At 69.2% G+C, this 17926-nt stretch carries 16 protein-coding genes; 5 read left to right on the top strand and 11 right to left on the bottom strand.

All coding sequences use genetic code 11. From position 1 onward, the window contains the following. The first annotated feature begins 41 nt into the window (after nt 1-41). A complete protein-coding gene (gene purU / locus E3T22_RS04980) occupies nt 42-917 on the top strand; it encodes a formyltetrahydrofolate deformylase (RefSeq protein ID WP_088457102.1) in 876 nt (291 codons plus the stop codon). Nucleotides 918-938: 21 nt separating this feature from the next. Beyond that, a complete protein-coding gene (locus tag E3T22_RS04975; protein WP_088457103.1) occupies nt 939-1298 on the top strand; it encodes a YrdB family protein in 360 nt (119 codons plus the stop codon). Nucleotides 1299-1301: 3 nt separating this feature from the next. On the opposite strand, the gene E3T22_RS04970 is transcribed toward E3T22_RS04975, so the two are convergent. From E3T22_RS04970 to E3T22_RS04950, 5 genes are all read right to left on the bottom strand, one after another. After that, nucleotides 1302-1694, bottom strand: coding sequence for a DUF1761 domain-containing protein (locus tag E3T22_RS04970; protein WP_134479911.1), 393 nt, complete (start codon nt 1692-1694; stop codon nt 1302-1304). A 55-nt stretch (nt 1695-1749) separates the two neighbouring features. Then, entirely contained in the window at nt 1750-2625 is an 876-nt protein-coding gene (locus E3T22_RS04965) for an AraC family transcriptional regulator (protein ID WP_134479913.1), read from the bottom strand. A gap of 69 nt (nt 2626-2694) precedes the next feature. Next, the gene (locus E3T22_RS04960; protein WP_088457106.1) at nt 2695-3954 is read right to left on the bottom strand and encodes an MFS transporter; all 1260 of its coding nucleotides are present in this window, start codon (nt 3952-3954) and stop codon (nt 2695-2697) included. Nucleotides 3955-3998: 44 nt separating this feature from the next. Further along, complete coding sequence (locus tag E3T22_RS04955; protein WP_134479915.1) at nt 3999-5894, bottom strand: heavy metal translocating P-type ATPase; 1896 nt, start codon at nt 5892-5894, stop codon at nt 3999-4001. Nucleotides 5895-6091: 197 nt separating this feature from the next. Beyond that, the gene (locus tag E3T22_RS04950; protein WP_103432194.1) at nt 6092-7306 is read right to left on the bottom strand and encodes an NADP-dependent isocitrate dehydrogenase; all 1215 of its coding nucleotides are present in this window, start codon (nt 7304-7306) and stop codon (nt 6092-6094) included. 164 nt (nt 7307-7470) lie between these two features. Here E3T22_RS04950 and E3T22_RS04945 point away from each other — a divergent pair, with 164 nt between their 5' ends. Together E3T22_RS04945 and E3T22_RS04940 are read left to right on the top strand one after the other, a co-directional pair. After that, a complete protein-coding gene (locus tag E3T22_RS04945) occupies nt 7471-7923 on the top strand; it encodes a GNAT family N-acetyltransferase (RefSeq protein ID WP_088457109.1) in 453 nt (150 codons plus the stop codon). A 3-nt stretch (nt 7924-7926) separates the two neighbouring features. Beyond that, nucleotides 7927-8247, top strand: a complete 321-nt coding sequence (locus tag E3T22_RS04940) for an MGMT family protein (RefSeq protein WP_134408912.1) — start codon at nt 7927-7929, stop codon at nt 8245-8247. Here E3T22_RS04940 and E3T22_RS04935 read toward each other — a convergent pair. The 5 genes from E3T22_RS04935 to E3T22_RS04915 form a co-directional block, all read right to left on the bottom strand. Next, nucleotides 8222-9475, bottom strand: a complete 1254-nt coding sequence (locus E3T22_RS04935) for an NAD(P)/FAD-dependent oxidoreductase (protein WP_174776220.1) — start codon at nt 9473-9475, stop codon at nt 8222-8224. The two genes, E3T22_RS04940 and E3T22_RS04935, sit on opposite strands and share 26 nt — an antisense overlap. A 272-nt stretch (nt 9476-9747) precedes the next feature. Continuing rightward, on the bottom strand, nt 9748-11553 hold the full coding sequence (locus E3T22_RS04930) for an ABC transporter ATP-binding protein (protein WP_088457111.1): 1806 nt from the start codon (nt 11551-11553) through the stop codon (nt 9748-9750). Then, nucleotides 11550-13397 carry an ABC transporter ATP-binding protein gene (locus E3T22_RS04925; protein ID WP_134479947.1) on the bottom strand — a complete coding sequence of 616 codons (1848 nt, stop codon included), beginning with the start codon at nt 13395-13397 and terminating at the stop codon, nt 11550-11552. The genes E3T22_RS04930 and E3T22_RS04925 overlap by 4 nt, the downstream gene beginning before the upstream one ends. 441 nt (nt 13398-13838) lie before the next feature. Continuing rightward, entirely contained in the window at nt 13839-14651 is an 813-nt protein-coding gene (gene ddaH / locus E3T22_RS04920; RefSeq protein ID WP_134479916.1) for a dimethylargininase, read from the bottom strand. Nucleotides 14652-14854: 203 nt separating this feature from the next. Beyond that, entirely contained in the window at nt 14855-15682 is an 828-nt protein-coding gene (locus tag E3T22_RS04915; protein ID WP_198415019.1) for an alpha/beta fold hydrolase, read from the bottom strand. A gap of 180 nt (nt 15683-15862) precedes the next feature. On the opposite strand from E3T22_RS04915, the gene E3T22_RS04910 reads away from it, so the two are divergent. After that, complete coding sequence (locus tag E3T22_RS04910; protein ID WP_134479918.1) at nt 15863-16405, top strand: TetR/AcrR family transcriptional regulator; 543 nt, start codon at nt 15863-15865, stop codon at nt 16403-16405. Between the two features lie 207 nt (nt 16406-16612). Here the strand turns inward: E3T22_RS04910 and E3T22_RS04905 are convergent, their stop codons facing one another. Further along, nucleotides 16613-17833, bottom strand: a complete 1221-nt coding sequence (locus E3T22_RS04905) for a mechanosensitive ion channel family protein (protein WP_241980198.1) — start codon at nt 17831-17833, stop codon at nt 16613-16615. Nucleotides 17834-17926: the final 93 nt, after the last annotated feature.

Here is a 17926-nt window from a genome sequence, read left to right as displayed (position 1 = left end):
CTGATGCCGGTGTGCACCGGCAGTCCCGGTAATCTGGTTCGATGAACCCCAGTCTTCCGGCTCCCGTGCACCACCACCACCTGGTCGTCACCCTCGTCTGCCCCGACCAGCCCGGTATCGTGCACGCCGTCAGCGGCGCGATCGTTCAGGCCCGTGGCAACATCACCGAGAGCCAGCAGTTCTCCAGCGCCGACACCGGCCGGTTCTTCATCCGTCTGCAGGTGGAGTCCCCCGCGAACCGCGACGAACTGCAGGCCGCGCTCGCGCCGATCATCGAGCGGTACGCCATGGCATCCGTCATCGACGTTGTCGGGCGGCCGCTGCGCACCCTGGTGCTGGCCTCCACCGCCGGGCACTGCGTCAACGACCTGCTCTTCCGCCAGCGCGGCGGCCAGCTGGCCGTCGAGGTGCCACTGGTGCTCAGCAACCACGGCACCCTGCGCGACCTGGTCGGGTTCTATGGCGTGCCGTTCGAATCGCTGCCGATCACGGATGCGGCCAGCAAGGCCGCGTTCGAGGCTCGCGTGGTCGACGCCGTCGAGGCGAACGACATCGAACTGGTGGTGCTGGCCCGGTATATGCAGATCCTCTCCCCCGAGCTGTGCGCGTATCTCGAGGGCCGCGCGATCAACATCCACCACTCGTTCCTGCCCGGCTTCAAGGGGGCCAACCCGTACAAGCAGGCCCACGCCCGCGGTGTGAAGCTCATCGGCGCCACGGCGCACTTCGTCACCAGCGACCTGGACGAGGGTCCGATCATCGAGCAGAACGTCGTGCGCGTGGATCACTCCCGCACCCCCGCCGAACTCGTCGCGATCGGTCAGGACGAGGAGAGCCGCACCCTCACCCAGGCGGTGAAGTGGTTCGCCGAGAACCGGGTGCTGCTCGACGGAGCACGCACCATCATCTTCAAGTAGCCCGGTCGGTAGGATTGGCGGGTGAACGACACCCGCCCCACCCCGACCATCGGCGCCAACGACATCCTGCGTTTTGTGCTTGAACTGTTCGCCTTCGTGAGCCTGGCGCTCTGGGGGTTCCTGGCCTGGCCGCTGCCGTGGCCGGGCATCCTGGTGGGCATCCTCGCGCCGGCCTTCGCGGTCCTGGTCTGGGCGCTGTTCCGCTCGCCCAAGGCCGTGTTCCGGCTCGACCCGTTCGGCAAGGCGATCGTGGAGATCTTCGTGTTCGGCGCCGCGGCGTTGGCCTGGTGGGACCTGGGCCAGCCGATTGTTGCCGGCGTCTTCGCGGTGGTGGCCACCGTCAGCGGTGTGCTCTCCGGCCGCAAGGAGCTCGGCGCCTGAGCGTTACTGCAGCAGACCGATGATGGCGCCCATCACGGTGAAGGACACCACGTTGTACGACCCGTTGATGGCGAACAGCACGAGGCTTCTCCGTTCGAACAGGTAGTTCACGCCGAAGGCTGCGGCCACGAATGTCGAGCCGGTCGCGAATCCGGCGAACGTGCCGAAGCCCGGCCCGTTCGAGCCGATGAACACGGCCAGGCTGATCGCCATGACGATCGCCAGGATCGCCGAACCGATGAAGACCCGCGCGGTGCCGTGCCTCAGCTGTTCGTCGGTGACGCCCGCAGCGCGCTGCCACGGGCGGGCGAACACCACCGAGTACCAGAGCCCGCCGATCACGAACGACGAGAGTGCGGCCAGCGCGACCGCCAGCCAGTTGAATGACACGTCCATGTCTACTCCCGGGATACCTGGTCCCGGCCACTCCGGGACACTGTCACGCTAACCATCAGGGCGCGGTGCGTCTTGTAGAAAATTCCGGCACCGTCGGCGACGGCACACCCTCCGGCTCATCCAGCGGCACGAAGGCGGCGTAGTCCACACCGAAGCGGGTGACGATGTCGAGGTACCGGCTGGGCGAGAAGCCCGTGAACGCCCGGAAGACCCTGATGAAATGGGGCTGGTCGTAGTACCCGGACGTGGCCACCAGATCGGCCCAGCTGGGCATCGGCCCCTGCAACGGCAGTGCCTGGATGAACTGGCGGAACCGGACGATGTCCGCGTAGGCCTTGGGGGTGACCCCGCACCAGGACTTGAAGTCGTCGATCAGGCGGTGGTGGCTGAGCCCGGCGGCCGCCGCGATCTTCGGCACCGGCGCATCCGGGTTCTGGTGGATGCCGGCCCAGGCCCGCAGCACCGCCGGCGGCGCCGAGCCTGGCCGTCGCCGGGCGCGCAGGTGGTCGATCAGCAGCGCCACCGCCACCGCCGGGTCGGGGGCCCGCCGCGCGGTCTGCCGCAGCGCGTCGGTGTCACCGAGCAACCCCTGGCTCTCTCGCACGGTGCCGGTCAGCTCGTCGGCGGGCAGATCGAGGAACCTGGCGGCGGCGAACGGCGCCAGCTCGGCGGCGACGTGCCGGATCGCCGACGGGCTCTGGGTCATCAGGAACCGTGGCTGCAGCCCGGACAGGAAGCCCGCCCCGAGCGTGCGCGCCGCGCCGGTCTCCAGGTCGAATACCCGATACGGGTCGGACAGGTTAAGGATCAGGTGCAGGGCGGGCTGCGGGAAGATGCGCTCGTAGCGTTGCTCCGCGGGCTGCTCGAGGTACCACAGCCGCAACACGTCCGGGGCCAGATCGGCCGGCACGGGCACCTCGAGGTAGGCCATGCCCCCACCGTAGGACCGACGGCTGCCGCTGGCTACTCGACCGGGCAGGGTCTGCAGGAGTTGTGCGGCTCAGCGGTCGACGGCGTCGGTGACCGGCGGCTCGGCGGCGGGGTGCGCGGGCAGGCCGGCGGGCATCCGCAGGGCGTAGAGGGAGGTGGCGACGAAGAGCAGCCCGCCGAGCAGGAACGCGGCCGGGTACGAGACGGTGTCGGCGAGCAGGCCCGCCACGAGGGGGCCGACGATGGCGCCGAAGTCGGAGAACATCGAGAAGATCGCCACCGGGCGGCCACCCGCGGTGCCGGCCGCGTCGCCGACGGATGCCGCCGGCGCGGTGCCCATGAATGCCGCGGCGACGCCGTAGACACAGAGCAGCGCGGTGAGCAGCCAAATGTTCGGGGCGAATGGGATCGCCGTGATCGTCACGGCCGCCACCAGGAAAGCGCCGATGATGGCAGGTTTCCGTCCGACGGTGTCGACGAACCTGGACGCGGGCGCCAGAGCAAGGGTCTGCGCGACCGCGGCGACGGCGAACGCGATTCCGGTCCAGGCGCTCGGTCCCTTGAGTACCTCGACGACGAGCACCGGCACCAGGGCGCCGCGCACCCCGAACGACGACCAGCCCTGGGAGAAGTTGGCCAGGCAGGCGGCGCGGAACCGGGGGTCGCGGAGCACGCTGCGGAGCGGGAGCATCGGTGTCGGAGCGCCCGTCAAGCCGGCGCCGGCGCGCGTGGCCGGCTGCAGCAGAACCAGCCCGATCACCCCGGCCACGGCGAGGGTGCCGGCGTAGAAGAAGAACGGCGCGGTCAGCGAGATGGTGGCGAGCAGGCCGCCGAGCGCCGGCCCGGCCATTCCGCCGATGAGGAAGCCGCCCTGGTAGAAACCCACGGCGCGGCCGCGGATGCCCGGCGCGGTGGTGCGCAGCAGCAGGGTCATCGCCGCGACGGTGAACATCGCCGAGCCGATGCCGCCCACTCCCCGCAGCAGCAGCAGTTGCGGGTAGCTGCCGGCGATGCCGACCAGGCCGCTGGAGACCGCCACGATGCCGATGCCCACGGCGAGGATGGTGCGTTCGCCGGCCCAGTCGATGAGCTTGCCGCAGACCGGGCTGGCGACGAAGCGCATCAGGGCGAACGCCGACACCACCGCGCCGATCTCGAGGTTGCCCACGCCGAAGCTCTTCACGTACACCGGCAGTACCGGCACCACGACGCCGAAGCCCACCATGACGAAGAACGCGATCACACCGAGCACATAGACATCCCGGCCGAGGCGGGGTTCGTTAGCCGTTCGGCTGGTGGTGGGCCCGAACGGCAAACGGATGCGTCGCATCCCTCCAGATTAGGCGCTCGCGGGCCCCTGGAAGATCGCCAGAGTCAGCGGGTGGGCACCGGCTGTGTGGCCGCGGGAATTCGGGCGGCCACCCCGCGGGCCCGCACGTCGCGGCGCCCGCCGATGGCCCGCAGCGCGTTGAGGATGGTGGCCAGGTCCACCAGCTCCTGCAGCAACGCGCCCACGGTGGCGGGGATCAGCCCGAACGCGGCGGCGATCATCAGGCCGATGCTGAGCGCGATGCCGAGCCAGATGCTCTGCAGGGCGATCCGCACGGTGTCCCGGCCGATTGCGACGGCCCGGGCGGCGCGGGACAGGTCGTCGAGCAGGATCACGGCATCCGCCGATTCGCTGGCCGCGGTGGACCCCTTGGCGCCCATCGCGATGCCCACGTCGGCCACGGCGAGCACGGGCGCGTCGTTGACGCCGTCGCCGACCATGATCACCGGCCGCTCCCGGATGGCCCGCACGGCGTCGACCTTGTCGGCCGGCAGGCAGTCCGCCCGCACCCTGGTGATGCCCACCAGCCGGGCAATGTGGTTCGCGGTCGGCCGGGTGTCGCCGGTGAGCATCACGGATTCGCGCACGCCCAGCCGCTCGAGCGCCGCGATGGTGGCGCGGGCGTTGTCGCGCACCTGGTCGCTGGCGACGATGCAGCCCGCGTACCGGCCGTCCACGGCCAGGTAGATGGCCAGTTCGCCGCCGTACAGGTCGGCCGGGTAGGCATCCGGGGCGTGCTCGGCCACAAACGACAGCTTTCCTACGACCACCTCCTGGTCGCCGAACCGGGCCGTGACGCCGTGCGCGGGCACCTCCACGGCCGACTCGGTGCGCTGCAGCGCGAGGCCGCGCGTTTCGGCGGCGGTGATGACGGATGCGGCGAGCACGTGCGACGAGTACTGCTCGGCCGACGCGGCCAGGCTGAGCAGCTCGTCCTCGCTGAACGGGTCCTCCGGGCAGACCCGGGCGATGGCCGGCGTGCCGTAGGTGAGGGTGCCGGTTTTGTCGAAGACCACAGTATTGGCGCGGGCGAGTTTCTCGAGCACTCCCCCGCCCTTGACGATGATGCCGTTCCGGGCCGCCCGGCTCATCCCGCCCATGAACGCCACCGGGGCGGCGAGCAGCAGCGGGCACGGGGTGGCGACCACGAGCACCTCGGCGAAACGCACCGGGTCACCGGAGACGAACCAGGCCAGGCCGGCGATCAGCAGCGCCCCCGCGGTGAACGGCACCGCGTACCTGTCGGCGAGGCGCACGACCGGGGCCTTGCTCGCGGCGGCCTCCGCCACCAGCGCCACGATCTGCTGGTACTGGCTGTCGGCGGCCAGGGCGGTGGCGCGCACTGTCGCTGCGGCCTGCCCGTTGATGGAACCGCTGAGCACAGGGTCGCCCGCGTGCCGCTCAACGGGCAGGCTCTCGCCGGTCAGCGAGGACTCGTCGAACGCGGCCGAGGCGGAGACCAGGTCGGCGTCCACGGGTACGATCTCGGCGGGCCGCACCAGCAGCAGGTCGCCGATCTGCACCAGGGTGGCCGGCACGTCGTCAACGTCGGAGGAGCCGCCCCGCAGCAGGTGCGCGATCTGCGGCACCCGGTCGAGCAGGGCGTTCAGCTCCCGCTGGGCCCGCCCCGCGGCGTAGTCCTCGAGCGCGGCGCCGCCGGAGAGCATCAGCACGATCAGCAGGGTGGCCACGTACTCGCCCACCAGGATGGTCGCGATGATGGCCATGATCGCCAGCAGGTCCACGCCGAACGAGCCCTGGCGCATCCGTTTGATCATGCCGACGCCCTGGATGCCGACCACGACCAGGCCGAGGGCGGAGAACAGCCACTGCACGGCGACCGTCAGCCCGGCGGCCCACAGCAGCAGTCCGAGCAGGCCGATGAGGATGGTTGCCGCCACAACCGGATACCGGCGGAATGCTCCCGTGAGCGTGGACATGGCTCCATTGTCACCTCGGATGCCCGTAGGCACCAGCAAGGTGAGCCTCCGCTTGTCGCCGTACCCGTCGGGCCAACTGTTCCCGGTGCGGACAATTGCGCCCGGCGTACCGGGCACATTTGTCCGTTTCGGCGACAGTTGGGCGCAGAAAAGGCCCCGCCGGATCGACGGGGCCTTTTCGGGTGCGGGCGGGCGGGTTAGGCCAGGCGGGTCTGCAGGTTCTCGGCGATCGCGGCCAGGAACTCCTCGGTGGTGAGGTAGCCCTGGTCCGGGCCGACCAACAGCGCGAGGTCCTTGGTCATCTTGCCGCTCTCGACGGTCTTCACGACCACATCCTCGAGGGTGTGCGCGAACTCGGCGAGCGCCGGGTTGCCGTCGAGCTTGGCGCGGTGCGACAAGCCGCGGGTCCAGGCGTAGATCGACGCGATCGGGTTGGTCGAGGTGGGCTTGCCCTGCTGGTGCTGGCGGTAGTGCCGGGTCACGGTGCCGTGCGCGGCCTCGGCCTCGACGACGCTGCCGTCGGGGGTGGAGAGCACGCTGGTCATCAGGCCGAGCGAGCCGAAGCCCTGCGCGACGGTGTCGGACTGCACGTCGCCGTCGTAGTTCTTGCAGGCCCAGACGTAACCGCCCTCCCACTTCATCGCCGATGCGACCATGTCGTCGATCAGGCGGTGCTCATAGGTGAGGCCGGCGGCCTCGAAGCGGTCCTTGAACTCGGTGTCGAAGATCTCCTGGAAGATGTCCTTGAACCGGCCGTCGTACGCCTTGAGGATGGTGTTCTTGGTCGACAGGTAGACCGGGTAGTTGCGCTCCAGGCCGTAGTTGAGCGAGGCGCGGGCGAAGTCGATGATCGACTTGTCGAGGTTGTACATGCCCATGGCCACACCGCTGCCCGGCGCCTGGAAGACCTCGAACTGCTGCGGGTCGCCGCCGTCCTTCGGGGTGAAGGTCATGGTGAGGGTGCCTTCGCCCTCGAAACGGAAGTTGGTGGCGCGGTACTGGTCGCCGAACGCGTGGCGGCCGATGATGATCGGCTTGTTCCAGCCCGGCACCAGGCGCGGGATGTTGGAGATGATGATCGGCTCACGGAAGATGGTGCCGCCGAGGATGTTGCGGATGGTGCCGTTGGGCGACGCCCACATCTTCTTCAGGCCGAATTCTTCGACCCGGGCCTCGTCCGGGGTGATGGTGGCGCACTTGACGCCGACGCCGTGCTTCTGGATGGCGTGAGCCGCGTCGACGGTGATCTGGTCGTCGGTCTCGTCACGCTTCTGGATCGAGAGGTCGTAGTACTCGAGGTCGATGTCGAGGTACGGGTGAATCAGGGAGTCCTTGATGGCCTGCCAGATGATGCGGGTCATCTCGTCCCCGTCAAGCTCGACGACAGTACCTGCAACCTTGATCTTCGACAATGGATTCTCCTCAGTGAGTCGGGGCGTGGTGGCCGTCAACAATCCTAGCCGAGGGCGGTAACTGTCTCGACATCGAGACAGTTGGCCGGCGTTTCGGTGACGGTCGCCGAGTCCCCCACAAACCCGACTACCTGCCGCCGTGGCCGGGCGATAGCCTTGGGTGTATGCCTGAACTCCGACTTGAAGAACTGTCCGCGCGCAACATCGTCGCGGCCAATAATCTGAGCCTCAAGCCCGGTCAGGAGCAATTCATCGCGCCGGTCTCGTATTCGGTCGCCGCATCCGTGATCAACCCGGCCACCGCCTGGCAGCGTGTCGTATTGCTCGACGGCGAGGTCGCCGGGTTCATCCACGGTAATTTCGACCCCGAATCCGCCCAGGAGGAATTCCGCGCCTGCATCTGGCGGATCAACGTCGACGCCGAGGCCCAGGGCATGGGTGTGGGCAAGTTCGCCGCCGATGCCCTCGCCGAAGAGGCCCGTCACCGCGGTTTCGACCGCATCACGGTGATCTGGGAGCCCGGCGAGGACGGCCCTGAGGCCTTCTTCCACCGCATCGGCTTCGTCGACATCGGCGAAACCGAGTTCGGTGAGGTCATCGGCGCGCTCACCCTCTAGCCGGTGCGCCTCAACCCGGCCAGCCCGTTCGTGGAGGCCGTGCTCGACGTCGTCGAGGCGATCCCACCCGGCCGGGTGATGACCTATGGCGACGTCGCCGCCGCCCTCGGCTCCCGCGCCGCCCGGGTGGTGGGCCAGACGATGGCGCAATTCGGGTCGGATGCGCCGTGGTGGCGGGTGATCCGCGCCGGTGGGCATCCGCCGATCGGCCACGAGAGCCGGGCGCTGGTGCACTACCGGGCCGAGCAGACACCGTTGCTGCCCGGTCCCGAGCCGGAGTCCGGCTACAGGGTGGACCTCAGCCGAGCGCGCTGGCGTCCCTGACAGGGCCGGCCGGCCCGGCAGTGTCAATGTGGGCGTCGGTGTCGGTGTCGGTGTCGGTGAGGCTCAGGCTGAGCTCGAGCAACCGGGTCCGCCACTCCTCGACCCGCCCGGGCTGGTCGATGCCCAGCACCGCCACCGGCGTCTCGCCACGGCGGTAGACGGCCAGCAGGTCGCCGGTGTCGACCCCGCCCGCCTCGATCGTCATCGACTCGCCACCGTGCACCCGGCCGGCGAACTGCACCAGGGCGCCGGCCTGCTCCGAGGTCAGCGTGGCGGGCGCCCCCGCCCCGCCCGGGTCGACCCCGAGCAGCGCGGCCATGGCGATCGACGGTCGGTTGCGGGTGTCGCTGAAGTGCGCGATGCGGCGGTGCGCCCCGGTTTCCGGGTCAAGCCAGGCCGCACAATCACCGACCGCGACGATCCCGGGCACGCCGGTGCCGCCGGCCGCGTCGGCGACCACCCCGCCGTGCAGGTCCCGGCCACCCGGGTCGAGTGCGGAGCCGCCGAGCCAGCCGACCAGCGGCACCGCGCCGATGTCCAGCAGCACCAGGTCGGCTCCGATCTCTTCCCCGCTGCTCAGCCGCACCCCGGACACCCAGCCGGGGCCGATCAGCTCGGTCACCCGCAGGTCGGTGCGCACGGTGATGCCCCGGCGCTCGTGCAGCCCGAACACGGCGCCGGCGACGGTGGCGCCGAAGGCCGTGTGGAGCGCATCCGTGCTACTGACGAGCACCGTCACCCGCAGACCCAGGTCACGGGCGGTCGACGCCACTTCGAGGCCGACGACCCCGGAGCCGACCACGACCAGGTGGGCGCCGGGCAGCAGTTCTTCGCGGAGCGCCAGGGCGTCCTCCACGGTGCGCAGCGTGTGCACCCCGCGGGGCATGGTCGCCATGCGGCGGGCGGCGGAGCCGGTGGCGATCACCACGGCGTCGGAGTCGACGGTGCGGCCGTTGGCCAGCGTCACCCGGTGCGTGGCCGCGTCGAGCGCGACGGCCGCGACCCCCAGGCGCCAGTCGGCGTCGAGGTCGTCGTGAGGGGCCTCGAGCGCCAGTTCATCGATCGTGGTCTGCCCGGTGAGGAAGCCGCGGCCGAGCGGCGGCCGGTCGTAGGGCCGGTGGCGTTCGCTGCCGAGCACGGTGATGCGGCCGGTGTAGCCGTGGGCGCGGAGGGCGACGGCACTGGCGTGGCCCACCACCCCCGCACCCACGATGGTGACTGAGTCCATGCTGGGTGATCCCCCGATCAGACAGGCTGACACCTACGGATGACCGTGCGGCGCCGGCTCGGAAACGAGGCTGCTCGTTCACGGCGGTTGTGTTCTCTGGCACCAGATTCGCTGCCAGCCCAGGGAGTGTCAAGCGCGTCGGGCCGGTTCCCGGCAAGTGGTTCCCGACCCTCAACATCCCCGAAACACCCCCGACTCAAACCACCCGCGAACCGCGACCCAAGCACCGAAAGCCTCAAGTTTCGGGTACTTGGCTGACAGTTCGCGAGTGGTCAGACGAGGGACTCGCGCCAGGCGGCGTGCAGTCGGGAGAACCGGCCGGTTCCCGAGATGAGCATGTCGGGGGTGCCGTCCTCGACGATGACGCCGTTCTCCATCACCAGCACCCGGTCGGCGATCGCCACGGTCGACAGGCGGTGCGCGATGATCACCGCGGTGCGGTCGCTGAGCAGCGTCTGCAAAGCCTCCTGCACCAGCCGTTCGCTGGGGATGTCCAGCGAACTGGTGGCCTCGTCGAGGATCAGCACCGCCGGGTCGGCCAGGAACGCCCGCGCGAACGAGATCAGCTGACGCTGGCCGGCGGAAACCCTGCCGCCGCGCTTGTTCACGTCGGTGTCGTACCCGCCGGGCAGGCCCACGATGAAGTCGTGCGCGCCGACGGCCCGCGCGGCCGCCTCGATCTCCGACCGCGTCGCATCCGGTTTGCCGATCGCGATGTTGTCGGCGACGCTGCCACTGAACAGGTACGCCTCCTGGGTCACCATCACGATGGCCCGGCGCAGGTCCTTGGGGTGCAGGTCGCGCAGGTCGACGCCGTCCAACAGCACCCGGCCGTGCGACGGGTCATAGAACCTGGAGATCAGCTTCGCCAGGGTCGATTTGCCGGCGCCCGTCGAGCCGACCAGGGCGATGGTCTGCCCGGGTTCCAGGGTGAGGCTGAAGTGCGGCAGGATGACCCGGTCGGCCTGGTACTCGAACTGCACGTTGTCGAAGTGCACGGCACCCTTCGAGGTCCACAGGTCCACCGGCGTGACGGGGTCGGGCACACCGGGCTGCTCCTCGAGCACCCCGGAGATCTTCTCCAGCGCGGCTGCGGCCGACTGGTAGGAGTTGTAGAACATCGCCATCTCCTCCATCGGGTCGAAGAACCGGCGGGTGTACAGCAGCGCGGCGAGCAGCGCACCGATGGCCAGCTGCCCGTCGGCCACGCGGAAGCCGCCGACCAGCAGCACCGCGGCGACGGTGACGTTGCCGATCAGGATCAGCCCGGGATCGAACACGCCGAACAGTTGGATAACGCGGGCGTTGACCAGCCGGTACGACTCGACGAGCTTGCCGAAGACACCCTCGTTGCGCTTCTCGGTGCGGAACGCCTTGACCGCGCGGATGCCGGTCATGGTCTCGACGAACTGCACGATCAGGCTCGCGGACGCGGTGCGGGACTGGCGGAACAGGTGCTGCGAGCGCACCTGGAACCAGCGGGTCAGCGCGAGCAGTGGCACGAGTGCAACGAGCAGCACCAGCCCGCTGACCCCGTCGAGGGCGAAGAGGGCGATGCCGGTGAAGGCCATGTAGAGCAGGCCCTGCACGAGCTGGTTGATGCCGGAGTCCAGCAGCTCCCTGATCGCATCCAGGTCGCTGGTCTGCCGGGAAATGATGCGTCCGGAGGTGTACGACTCGTGGAATTCGAGGCTCAGCCGTTGGGTCTGCAGGAACACGCGCTTCCGCAGGTCGATGAGCACGGCCTGGCTGATCCGGGCGGAGAGCACGGTGTACCAGGCGATCAGTAGCGCCCCGGTGATGCCGGTGATCAGGTAGATCGCCCCGGTCGCCGCCAGCGGCACCCAGTCCTGTTCGAGCAGGGCGGGCAGGCCCTTGTCGATGCCGAACGCGATCAGGGCCGGGCCGGCGACCTGCGCGGCGGTGGACACGACGACGACGAGCATCGCCATGACCACCGACCAGCGCACCGGGAACAGCAGCGAGCCGAGCAGGCGCAACGACCGGCGCCGGATCTGCGCGCTTTCGGCCTTGGTGTAGTCGAGGCGCTCTTCGCCTTCGACACCGATGACACTCACAGTGCTTCTCCCGCTCGCTCGGACTCTCGTCGTTCTTCGTCCTCCAGGCTGGAGATGACGAACTTGTAGTGCGGGCTCGAGGCCAGCAGCTCGGAGTGCGTGCCGACGGCGGTGATCTTGCCCGCCTCGAGCAGCGCCACCCGGTCGGCGAGCATCACCGTGGACGGGCGATGCGCCACGATCAGGGCGGTCGTGGACGCGAGCACCCGGCGCAGGGCGGCCTCGACCAGCGACTCGGTGTTCACGTCCAGCGCGGAGAGCGGGTCGTCGAGCACCAGGACGGCGGGTGCCGCGGCCACGGCGCGGGCCAGCGCCACGCGCTGTCGCTGCCCGCCGGAAAGGCTCATGCCCTCTTCGCCGACGAGGGTGTCGACACCGTTGGGCAGGTCGTGCACAAACGCCGCCTGCGCGATCTGCAGCGCCTCGGCCAGCGCGTCGGCCTCCGGGGTGCGCTCGGCGAACTCCGGGCGGCCCAGCAGCACGTTGTCACGCACGGATGCCGAGAACAGGGTGGCGTCCTCGAACGCCATGGCGATGTGCCGGCGCAGCTCGTCGCGGCGGAGGGCCCGCACATCGACCCCGTCGAGGGTCACCGAGCCATCCGTCACGTCGTACAGCCGGGTGGTGAGCGCCGTCAGGGTGGACTTGCCGGAGCCGGTGAGACCGACCAGCGCCATGGTCTCGCCGGGTTCGAGCACCAGGTTCACCCCGTCGAGCAGGTCGGGAAACCGTTCGGGTGAGTCCGCGTAGCGGAAGTGCACGTTCTCGAACGCGAGTCGGCCGCGCGGGCTGGTGATCGTGACCGGGCGGGGCGGGTCGGTGATGGTGTTTGGCGTGTCCAGGATGTCGAAGAACCTGTCGGTGGCGGTGCGGGTGTCAAAGGTCATCGACAGCAGGAAGCCGATCGACTCCACCGGGAAGCGCAGCACGGTGGCGGTGGCGAAGAACGCCACCAGCTCGCCGACGCTGAGCTGGCCCTGGCTGGTCAGCCAGACGCCGGAGACCAGGCAAAGCGCGAACGCGACGTCGGGCACCAGCAGCAGCCAGAGCCAGATCCCGGCGATGGCGCGGGCCTTCTCGATCTCGGTGCCGCGCAGCTCCTCCGCCTGGCTGGCGAAGCTCTTGAGCGCGAAGCTGCCACGGCCGAACGCCTTGAGCACCCGGATGCCGTGCACCGACTCCTCGACGGCGGTCGCCAGGTCGCCGGACTGGTCCTGGCTGCGCCTCGCGATCACGGAGTACTTCTCCTCGAACACGTAGCCGTAGATCCAGATCGGGATCGAGCAGACCAGGAAGATCACGCCGAGGATCCAGTTCATCGACAGGAGGATCACCACGCCGGCGATGATGGTGAGGAAGTTCACCACGAGCAGCACCAGACCGAACGAGATCCAACGGCGGATCATGTTGAGGTCGCTGACGGCGCGGGAGAGCAGCTGCCCGCTCGGCCAGCGGTCGTGGAAGGTCACGGGCAGGTCCTGCAGCCGGGCGTACAGGGCGTTGCGCATCCGGGATTCGATGTGGGTACCGGGAACGAGCACGAACCAGCGGCGCAGCGCGATCATGCCGGCCTCGAGCACGCCGAGGCCGAGCACGATGAGTACGGCGGGCCAGATCGGTGCAGTGTCTCCCTGGCTGAGGGCGCCGTCGACGAGTTGCTGCAGCACCTGCGGGATGGCCAGGGCCACCAGCGAGGCCAGCAGTGCCGCGAGCATGCCCAGGCCCAGCCTCGGCAGCGCGGGCTTGGCATAGGGATAGAGCCGCAGCAGGGTGCGGAAGGTGTTGGAGCGCGCAGCGGGCGTGGGCGCAGTGTGCGGCGGATGCTGTGGAGCAGTGGTGGTCATGAGAGAGGTTCCTGGCTGGGCCGGCTCCGGCGCTGAAACGCCGGTGGGCTGGATGGTGCGGGGCTGGGTGGGTGCGGGACCCGCGACGAAGCCGTTGGTGCTGGCGGCGGTGCCGACGGTGCTCCTGGCGGCGTGCGGTGGTGCCCGGTGCCGGCGCGGAATGACCACGTCCGGAAGAGGAAGCGGGCGGTGACGCCCGCTGAAATGTGCGGCCCGCGCAGACGCGGGCGGTTGGGGTTCTCTGGCCGGGACCTTAGATTGAGGCGAGTCGGAGCGCCGGGACGAAGGCAGCGCCGGTCGCAATCGATGCGTACCTGGTGCGAGCTGTCTTGGTCATGTCGGCCTCCTGAGCGTTTCGTGTCATCGTCTTGTGCCCCCCCTTGTTCAGGCAGCCTTTCAGGATAGGGCCACGGACGACTCCGGCGCAAGCAGAATTTTCGCTCAGCGAACGCGCACGCTCAGGCAGGTGACACAGCCCTCGAGCTTCTCGAACTCGGTGATGTCCACGGTCACGGCCCGATAGCCGAGCCCGGTGAGCAGCTCGGTGGTGCGCGGCGCGGCGGCCGACATCAGCAGGGTGTGCGCGTCGAGCACAACCACGGCGGTACCCTCCGCTTCGGGTACCGGCACGAACCTCTCGAACAGTCCCGGGTCGTCCACGAGCGGCGGGTAGCCGATGATGGTGCCGTCCGGCAGGGCGGTGATAGCGGTCTTGAGGTGCAGGGCTCGGGTCACCGGAACCGGGACCACGGTGTAGCCGAGGGGTTCGACGATGTCGGCAAGCTGCGCCGCACCCTCAGCGTTGGTGCGCAGGCTCTGCCCCACGTAAACGGTGGCGCCCACCTTGAGCACGTCACCGCCGTCAAGGGTGCCGGGCAGGTCGATCCGGCGCACCGTGAGTCCCAGGGCGCGCACGGCCGCCTCGGCACCGGCCGTCTCGCCGCGTCGGCTGGGCGCACCAGGGCTGGCGAGCACGGCGGTGTCGCCGAAGAGGATCACGGCATCCTCGATGAAGACGGAGTCCGGCTGGTCGGGTGCCGGATCCACCTCGGTGATGGCCCAGCCCTCCGACTGCAGCGCCGCCACGTAGCCGTCCCACTGCGCCCGGGCCAGCCCGAGGTCGATCGGCACACGATCGATGTGGGTGATCTCGCCCTCGGCGAGGATGTCGACGGGCCGGCGGACCAGCACGCGCCGAGCGGTGCCCGGCAGAGTCACATCGCCAGGGAGGGCCGAGTCGCCGGAGATTGTCATGCGCACAGCCTAATCGCAGACGAATTGTTCCCCGTGCGGACAACGCGGCAAGCGCAGCATCCGTCAGTTGCCGCAAAGTGCCCTCTCACCCACCGCGAAAGGGCCGGATGCGGCAAGTCGGCGAGCGAAGCATCCGTCAGTTGCCGCAAAGTGCCCTCTCACACGCCGCGAAAGGGGAGGATGCGGCAAGTCGGCGAGCGAAGCTATTGGGCGGACAGGAACTCGAGGGTACGCGCGACGACGACCTCGGGTTGTTCCTCGGCGATGTAGTAGCCGGTGCCCGGAACGTGCTCGAGCGTGAAGTCGTCGGCGTCCCCTTCGTAGCCGCCGAGGATCTCCGGGTGCTCCCGGGTCGGGTCGTTGTTGCCGTAGAGGACGGTCCCGTAGAGCGACAGAGTCGGAGTGGTCAGACGTGTGCCGCGGTAGGCGCCGGTGCTGCTGCGTTTGGCCTCGCTCAGAATGAAGTGCCGGTACAGTGCCGATCCGGCATCCGCTCGCGCCGGGTCCTTTAGCCGGGACACAAAGGCGTCGATGTCTTCGGGTGCGAAGACCGACGGGTCGCTCGTGTCACCGGTCATCAGCCGGCGCGGCAGCCGTTGTCGTCCGGTGCGGAGGAGCCAGGGTCCCAGACCCGGTATTGCGATGGCGAACATCGACCAGATCCGCCAGACGTACAACAGCGCCCGGGGGTGGAATTCGGGGTACGGGTGCGGGGTGGCAAGTGCGACGAATCTCTCGACTCTCTCGGGATGAGCCAGGCACACCCGAAACCCGACGATGCCGCCCCAGTCGTAGCCGAGAATATTCACCTTGTCCAGGTGCAACGCGTCGAGCAGCGCAACGACATCCGCTACCAGCTGCTCGCTCGTGTATCCGTCGGGCGGGGCCTCGGTCCAGCCGGCACCGCGAAGGTCCGGGCAGATCACCCGGTAGTTCGCGGCGAGGGCCGGGATGACCTTGCGCCAGGCCCACCAGTGCTGCGGGAACCCGTGCAGCAGCACGAGCGGCGGGCCGCTACCGGCCTCGGCCACGTGCATCCGCAGCCCCGGAAGATCGAGGAACCGATGTCGGACCCCGGCCAACTCCGGCCACGAGCCCGTGCCATCGAGGCGGCTTGTTCCATGACTGAATTTGCCCGAGGGCTTCATCGCACTCATGCCGCCATCATACTACGGACATAGTGCCTCGTCCACTATGTCTATAGTGAAAGGATGACCCCGATTCGAGTGCGCGTCCTGGAAGCCGCGATCGACCTCCTCGCGACGGGCGGGTTGCGTGCGCTCACCCACGTTCGTATCGACGAACGCGCCGACCTGCCGAAGGGGTCCACCTCTAACTACTTCCGCACGCGGGCCGCCCTGCTGATCGGCGTTTCCGAGTGGATCGTGGAGCAGGAGCTTCGTCCAGTGCGAGTGGCGTTCTCGCCGCGTTCACCGGCCGAGCTCATCGACGCGATGTGCACCCTGCTCGAGGTGACGACCCACGAGAACAGGGACCTGACCACGGCGAGGCTCGTGCTGTTCATGGAAGCCAACCACAACGCCGAGCTTCGAGAGGCGCTGTCCCGGGGCCGGGCGGCCCTGGGCGAGGGCATCGTGTCCGCTCTCGCCGAGCTGGGCGCCCGTGATCCGCAGGCCGCGACGGAGGCCATTGCCGCCTGTTTCGAGGGCCTCCTCCTGCACCGCATCGCCCGGCACGACAGCACCGATCCCCGGCCGATCTTCGAGACCGTCGTGATGGGCGCGCTCGCCTGACCCGCACCCTTGCCCGGCCTCGGCGCCGCCCCGCAACGCCGACGCGGCCGCTCCCGAGTTGCCGCAAAGTGCCCTTTCGTGCGGCGCGAAGGGGCCGGATGCCGCAAGTCGGCGAACGCCACCTCTGTCAGTTGCCGCAAACCTCGCCTAAACGCGGCGCGACGAGGCAGGATGCGGCACATCGGCGGCCCGACGGAGGGCGCCAGACTAGCGCGGCGCGGGCAGGGTCTCGGGGGCGTCTTCCCAGTCCTGCACGGTGATGGACTCGGTGAAGTGCTGGGCGCGTTCCTTGCCACCCTCGTCGCCGGAGAACAGTCCCGGCGCCTCGATCACCGGGCGCGCGGGCTTGCGCGAGTGGCTCGACGGGCGCACCGGCGGGGTCTCCGGCTGCTGGCGCACCTCGACACGGTTCAGCGGCAGGGCATCGGGGTTCTCGGCGTTGACCCAGTCGATCAGGTTCTCCCGCACGAAGCAGCGCAGGTCGAACAGGGTGGGTGCGTCCTGCGCCGTCACGAGCACCCGCACGCGCACGAAGCCGCCCACGGCATCCGTCACCTGAAGAACGACAGCCCGGCCGTCCCACAGGTCGGTCTGGGCGACGACCCGGTTGAGCTCGTCGCGCATCGCGGCGGGGTTGACACGCCAGTCCAGGTCGAAGTCAATCTGGCCCAGCAGTTCGCTGTTGTGCCGGGTCCAGTTCTGGAACGGGGTGGTGGTGAAGTAGGTGGACGGCAGCACCATCCGCCGGTCGTCCCAGATGTGCACGACGATGTAAGTGAGGGTGATCTCCTCGATCTTGCCCCACTCGCCCTCGACGATCACGACGTCGTCGACCCGCAGCGCGTTGTTGAACGCCAGCTGCATACCGGCGAAGATGTTCGCCAGGGTGGACTGGGCGGCCAGGCCTGCCACGACACTGAGCAGGCCGGCGGAGGCGAACAGGCTCGCACCCACGGTCGCGGCGCCGGGAATGCTCAGCAACACCGTGCCGATGGCGCAGATGATGATGATCACAACGCCGATGCGGCGCAGCATCCGCAGCTGGGTGCGTACCCGGCGGGCCACCCGGTTGTCGCGCACGTCGATGCGGTACTTGTTGGCGGTGATTTCCTCGGCGTAATACAGCAGCGCGCACAGCAGCCAGGTGGCGCTGCCGATGAACAGGGCCCGGAAGACGAAGCCCACCGTGGCCTCCCAAGCTTCGGGCACATCGAGGTAGCCGGCGACAGCCAGCCACAGCGCGCCGATCAGCACGGTCATGCGGAACGGCACCCGGATCAGCTTCACGAGCACCCGCGCCCAGGACCTGCGCTTGCCGACCATGCGGAAGGAGAAGGCGGCGATCGCGGTGATCGCGAGGGCGAGAACGATCGCCGCGACAACGGCAACCGGGAAAGCGGGCAGGGACAGCCCGAAAACTTCGATCACAAGGGACCTTTCCGTGTCAGGTCTGAGGAGGACTGCAACGGCGGTGTCACGTGGACCTCCCATCATGTCAGCCCAGACTGAGAAGAGCCACAC

The sequence above is a fragment of the Cryobacterium sp. TMB3-10 genome (assembly GCF_004402305.1).
GTDB classification, from domain to species: domain Bacteria; phylum Actinomycetota; class Actinomycetes; order Actinomycetales; family Microbacteriaceae; genus Cryobacterium; species Cryobacterium zongtaii.
This window is presented reverse-complemented; position numbering and strand designations above follow the sequence as displayed.